The organism is Protofrankia sp. CiT1, from assembly GCF_917627335.1.
Taxonomy (GTDB): Bacteria; Actinomycetota; Actinomycetes; order Frankiales; family Frankiaceae; genus Protofrankia.
The window spans coordinates 1-5025 of record NZ_CAKJTP010000175.1 but is presented as its reverse complement, the minus strand read 5'-3'; the positions used below and the strand labels follow the sequence as shown (position 1 = coordinate 5025).

At 67.0% G+C, this 5025-nt stretch carries 5 protein-coding genes and 1 tRNA gene; all 6 read left to right on the top strand.

Annotated features, from left to right (window positions below; translation table 11 throughout):
• The first annotated feature begins 315 nt into the window (after window positions 1–315).
• Window positions 316–990: an SCO family protein gene (locus tag MJ785_RS18980; RefSeq protein WP_239346029.1), complete on the top strand. Its 675-nt coding sequence runs from the start codon at window positions 316–318 to the stop codon at window positions 988–990.
• A 50-nt stretch (window positions 991–1040) separates the two neighbouring features.
• Complete coding sequence (locus MJ785_RS18975; RefSeq protein ID WP_370652988.1) at window positions 1041–1607, top strand: MauE/DoxX family redox-associated membrane protein; 567 nt, start codon at window positions 1041–1043, stop codon at window positions 1605–1607.
• Window positions 1604–2410, top strand: a complete 807-nt coding sequence (locus MJ785_RS18970) for a thioredoxin domain-containing protein (RefSeq protein ID WP_239382086.1) — start codon at window positions 1604–1606, stop codon at window positions 2408–2410. The genes MJ785_RS18975 and MJ785_RS18970 overlap by 4 nt, the downstream gene beginning before the upstream one ends.
• A gap of 145 nt (window positions 2411–2555) precedes the next feature.
• A complete protein-coding gene (locus tag MJ785_RS18965; protein ID WP_239382084.1) occupies window positions 2556–3785 on the top strand; it encodes a bifunctional 2-polyprenyl-6-hydroxyphenol methylase/3-demethylubiquinol 3-O-methyltransferase UbiG in 1230 nt (409 codons plus the stop codon).
• 10 nt (window positions 3786–3795) lie between these two features.
• Window positions 3796–4284 carry a thioredoxin-dependent thiol peroxidase gene (gene bcp, locus MJ785_RS18960; protein ID WP_239313652.1) on the top strand — a complete coding sequence of 163 codons (489 nt, stop codon included), beginning with the start codon at window positions 3796–3798 and terminating at the stop codon, window positions 4282–4284.
• A 284-nt stretch (window positions 4285–4568) separates the two neighbouring features.
• A tRNA-Leu gene (locus tag MJ785_RS18955) sits at window positions 4569–4649 on the top strand.
• Window positions 4650–5025 lie beyond the last annotated feature (376 nt).

The window sequence follows — 5025 nt, the reverse complement described above, 5'->3', positions numbered from 1 at the left end:
ACCGGGACCAGGCCTTGTACCGAGCTTCTTTGCCATGATCGGCCTGATCGTGATCGTCGCTGGCTGGCGGGCCGCGGGCTGGCGCCCTTGGCTCGACGGCCCGGTGGGATACGCGGCGGCGCTCGGGACCCAGGCCGGCCCGCACGGGCTCCTCAACATGGGCCACGCCGCAAACTCCCGGTCCTCCCTGGTGCGCCGGATGCCCAGGTATTGCGGGTATTGCCCGTTGTCCGCGGCCGCAGGCGCCCACGCGGGCCGGCCCGCCGTCCCGGTCATTCCCGATGTTCGTACGGCTTCCGCTCAGTACGAGGAGTTATGCCACTATCTTTCCATTTCGCGCGCCGTCGACGCCGGCTGCTCGCCACCGTGCCGCTGGCCGCGCTCGTATTCGTCGCTGCCGGCTGTTCCTCGGGCAGCGAATCAGCAGTCACCATCTTGGATGACTCCGGGGCGTCCAAGGGACTACGCGGAACCGCGCTCCCTCAGCCGATCGACAAGCCGGCCCTGAATCTGACGGACACCGCCGGAGCCCCGTTCGATCTGCGATCCCGGACCGCGGGAAAGGTCACCCTGCTGTTCTTCGGCTACACCCACTGCCCGGATGTCTGCCCGACGACGATGGCCGACATCGCGGCGGCACTCAACGTGGTACCGGCCTCGGTACGCGCGCAGGTGGCGACGGTGTTCGTCACCACCGATCCCGACCGCGACACCGGTGTCGTACTCGATCAGTGGCTGAACCAGTTCGACCCGTCCTTCGTGGGTGTCCGAGGCACCCTGGCGCAGATACACGCGCAGGCGGACGCTCTCGGCATCCCGCTGGAGGAACCGGTCCGCCAGTCGAACGGTATGTATACCGTTACGCATGGTACGCAAGTCATGGCATTCACCAAGGACAACAAAGCCAGCGTCCTGTACCTGGCCGGAACGCAGGTCGCCGACTACGTCCATGACCTGCCGGTCCTGGCCGACACCGGAAAGACGACGTGACCCACGGAACAGGTGACCTCGTGACAGGGGAACGGAAAGCGGACAGCCCTGTGAACATTCCGGGTGGCGACGTCCCAGGCGGCGCCGCTCCAGAAATGATTATGGCCGTCCGGGCACCGGCCCAGGCCTGGCTCACTGGTCCACGGGCCATACGGGCACTCGCGACCGTCCTGCGATTCGGCCTGGCCGCGCTCTGGCTCGCCGCCGGCGTCCTGAAAATCAACGATCCGCAGGGAATGGTGCGTTCGGTCCGGGCCTTCCGCATTTTGCCCGAATCCTTCGTTCATCCGGTTGCCTATGCGGTCCCGTTCGTTGAGATCGCCCTCGGGCTGCTGCTGCTTGTGGGGCTGACCGTGCGGGTTGGTGCTGTTGTGTCCACGCTGCTGCTCGCCACCTACATCGCGGCGATCACAGCCGCGGCGGCACGCGGTCTGCACATCGAGTGCGGCTGTTTCTCCGCTGGCGGCGACCTGACAGCGGGCGCACCCACCCATTACACCGAGGAAATCGTGCGGGACAGCCTGCTCCTGCTCGCAAGTGGCCTGCTGGTGAGCTGGCCGTACAGCGTGCTAGCTCTCGACCGCCTCCTCGACCGACCGTTCCAGGAGAGCTCATGAGCGCCACGTCAGACAAGGGCCGGCAGAAAGACGCCCCGGCCGGACGCCGGCCCGCGGGCCGCGAGGAAGCCCGGCGGGAGAAGGCCGCCGCGGCCCGAGCCGCCGAAATCGCGCGCGCCCGGCGGCGCCAACGCATGATCATCGCTTTCGCTGTCGTGGCCGTGCTCGCCCTGGCCGGCGTGATCGGCTTCGTCATCCAGAACAGCCGAGCGGTATCAACGCCTGTCGTGGTGCCGGCGAACGCGACCGGCAGCGACAACGGAATCGTCGTCGGAAAAGCAGCCGCCGCGGTCACCGTCGATTTCTACGAAGACTTTCAGTGCCCTGTCTGTGAAAATCTCGAGACATCGCTTGGCGGCACCATCCAGCAAATGATCGACAACGGGAAAATCAAGGCTGTCTACCACATGATGTCGTTTCTGGGGCCGGAGTCCGTCCGGGCCGCGAATGCCGGCGCGGCCGCCGCCCAGGAGAACAAGTTCAAAGAATACCATGATATTCTCTACGCCAATCAGCCACGTGAGCGGACCGGCGGTTTCACCAACGCTACATTGATCGGGCTCGGCGACAAGGTCGGGCTGACTTCCACGGCATTCACCGGCGCGGTGAACAACGGGACGTACAAAGGCTATGTCGCGAAGGTGGAGGACGACGCGTCCAAGCACGGTGTGACCGGCACCCCGACCGTGTTCGTCAATGGCAGCGAGCTTGCCGCGCAGGCCCTGACACCGCAGGGCTTCACCGACGCGGTGGCCGCTGCCGGTGGCGGCGGCAGCGGCGGTAACGCCACACCCACCGGATAGTCCCCCGCGGGCGCGCACAAAACCGCCAGCGCACCCGTGGGAGCGCCCGGCAACACAGGTACAGCGCACCGCGTTCTGCCGTGTCGTCCCGCGGCCCTCGGGCACGATACGGCAGGACGCGGCGACACGAGGTGAGATAACGGCTATGGATGCCGCGCAGTGGGACCGTCGGCACACCGGAGCCGGCCTGGTGTGGACCGCCGAGCCGAACCCGATCGTGATCGAACAACTCGCCGGCCTGTGCCCGGGCCGCGCCCTCGACCTGGCCTGCGGGGTCGGCCGCAACGCCGTCTGGCTTGCCTCGCAGGGCTGGCGGGTCACCGGTCTGGACTTCTCGGAAGTCGCGATCCGCAAGGCGCGGGAGCTCTCCCGCCGATTCGACGTGACACCAGAGTGGATCAAAGCCGATGTCCTGGAATGGACACCAAGGCCCATGTCATACAATCTTGTTACTATCTGCTATCTTCATCTTCCGCCTGGTGAACGGCGCACGATCCTGTATGACGCGATGAAAGCAGTCATTCCAGGTGGGACGCTGCTGGTGCTCGGGCACGATCGCGCCACCCTCACTCTCGGACGCGGCGACGGCCGCAAGCCCAGCGGACCGGCTGATCCCCAAAGCCTGCTCAGCCCCGACGAACTGCTGGACGCCGACGAACTGCTGACGGAACTGGCTGACGGCCCGCCCCTGCGAATCAGTCGAGCTGGCCGCGTACCGCATCCGATCAACCCGGATGACCGGCAGCTCAGCCCGGACGACCGGCAGCAAACGGTGATCGACACGCTGGTGGTGGGCATCCGGCCCGGCCCGGCGACCACCCATCCCGCGCTCGTCAAGCCGCTGCCAGGACTGATGACCGTCGGCAGATCCGCATCACGATCGCTGTCGCTGTCGCTGTCGGTCGGCGGGTTCCTCGTCGTCCACCGGATGCCCCACGTGGCCGAACTACGCCGGCTGCGCACCGCTGGCGGTCTGTCCGACCCCGGCCCCGAAGCCGCCGCGGACGCCATTGACGGCAGCCTCGCCGGACTGTGCGTTGAGGCCGCGCACGAACCAGGGCGCGCGGTCGGCTGTGGCCGCATCGTCGGGGACGGCCGTACCTTTCTGGTCATCATGGACGTCGCGATCGACCCCATGGTGTTCGCCGACGCCGACGCTGATGCCGACGTCGACCTGTCCGTTCTGATCATGAATGAACTACGCAGATGGGCCGCCAGCCAGGTTGATCCGACCTCGTTCGTCGGTGTCGCGACGGCGGCGGGGGTCGAGCCGCTCGCCATCCGTCACGCAACGGCGGAGCACTCACTTCCCGGGGAGCAGTCACTTCCCGGTGAGCAGGCGAGCGGGTTTGCGACAGGGCGGGCGTCCGACTAGCTTTCCGACCATGACCGAGACCGCCGCAGTTGCCCGTCTCACCCCCGGTGACGCAGCCCCGGACTTCACCCTGCCCGACGCCGACGGCAACAACGTCCCCCTCACCGCCTACCGGGGGAGACGGGTGATCGTGTACTTCTACCCGGCGGCCTCCACGCCCGGGTGCACCAAGCAGGCCTGCGACTTCCGGGACAGCCTCGTCCAGCTGAACAACGCCGGCATCGACGTGCTCGGTGTCTCGCCGGACAAGCCGGCGAAGCTGGCGAAGTTCCGTGACAACGAGAAGCTCACGTTCCCGCTGCTGTCCGACCCGGACCGCGCGGTGCTCACGGCCTACGGCGCCTACGGCGAGAAGACCCTGTACGGCAAGAAAACTCTCGGCGTGATCCGCTCGACCTTTGTGGTGGACGCCGAGGGAAAGATTGAGAAGGCGATGTACAACGTCCGGGCGACCGGCCACGTCGCCAAGCTCATCCGTGATCTTGAGCTGGCCGGTTGACCGTGCCCGCGGGAGGGCCGCCCACACCTGCCGGAGTTACCCGGCAACCGAGCCGGAGGTCCCTGGCCGTAGGGCGGCTGGGCGGGCAGGCTGGATGTGGGAGGCCGTCAGGCGCATCGCCAGTCCCTGACCGCCTCCCACGCCCTGTCTCCGGTGACCGCGATCCACGGGTGGGACCGCGGTCACCGGCGGCCCCCGCCGGGACTCCCCGCGGCGCATCCTCTCCTGCGTACGGGAAAACCGGTGGACGAACAGCGGCCGCCAATCGCTACTGTGGTACCTGCGCGGGAGTGGCGGAATGGCAGACGCAGCAGACTTAGGATCTGCCGCCTTCGGGCGTGGGGGTTCAAGTCCCCCCTCCCGCACTTTGCCCTGTGCGCTGGGCAAACACGTGACTTGTTGATCCAGTTTGGTCACCGATCCAGATCGACGTGGAATGCGTCCGTGGAACATGATCGAACGATCAGCTACGCTCACGCGCTTGATCAAAGAGTCTGCCAAGGGACACGTCGAGCGTTTTCCGAGCGACTCGTTCCGGGTGGCCGTCTTCGCCGGCCGGCACCCGGTGACCGGTAAGGAGATCTACCTCGAGGAGACGGTGAGGAGAGGAACGAGACCGTGTAGTGGCCCGGCTCGCCAAGATCGCACTCGGCCTGCCCGGCGACGCGTTCGTGTTCTCTCACGACCCGGCCGGGGCCACGCCCTGGAACCCGGACTCGGTCACCCACCGTGTGGCGATTG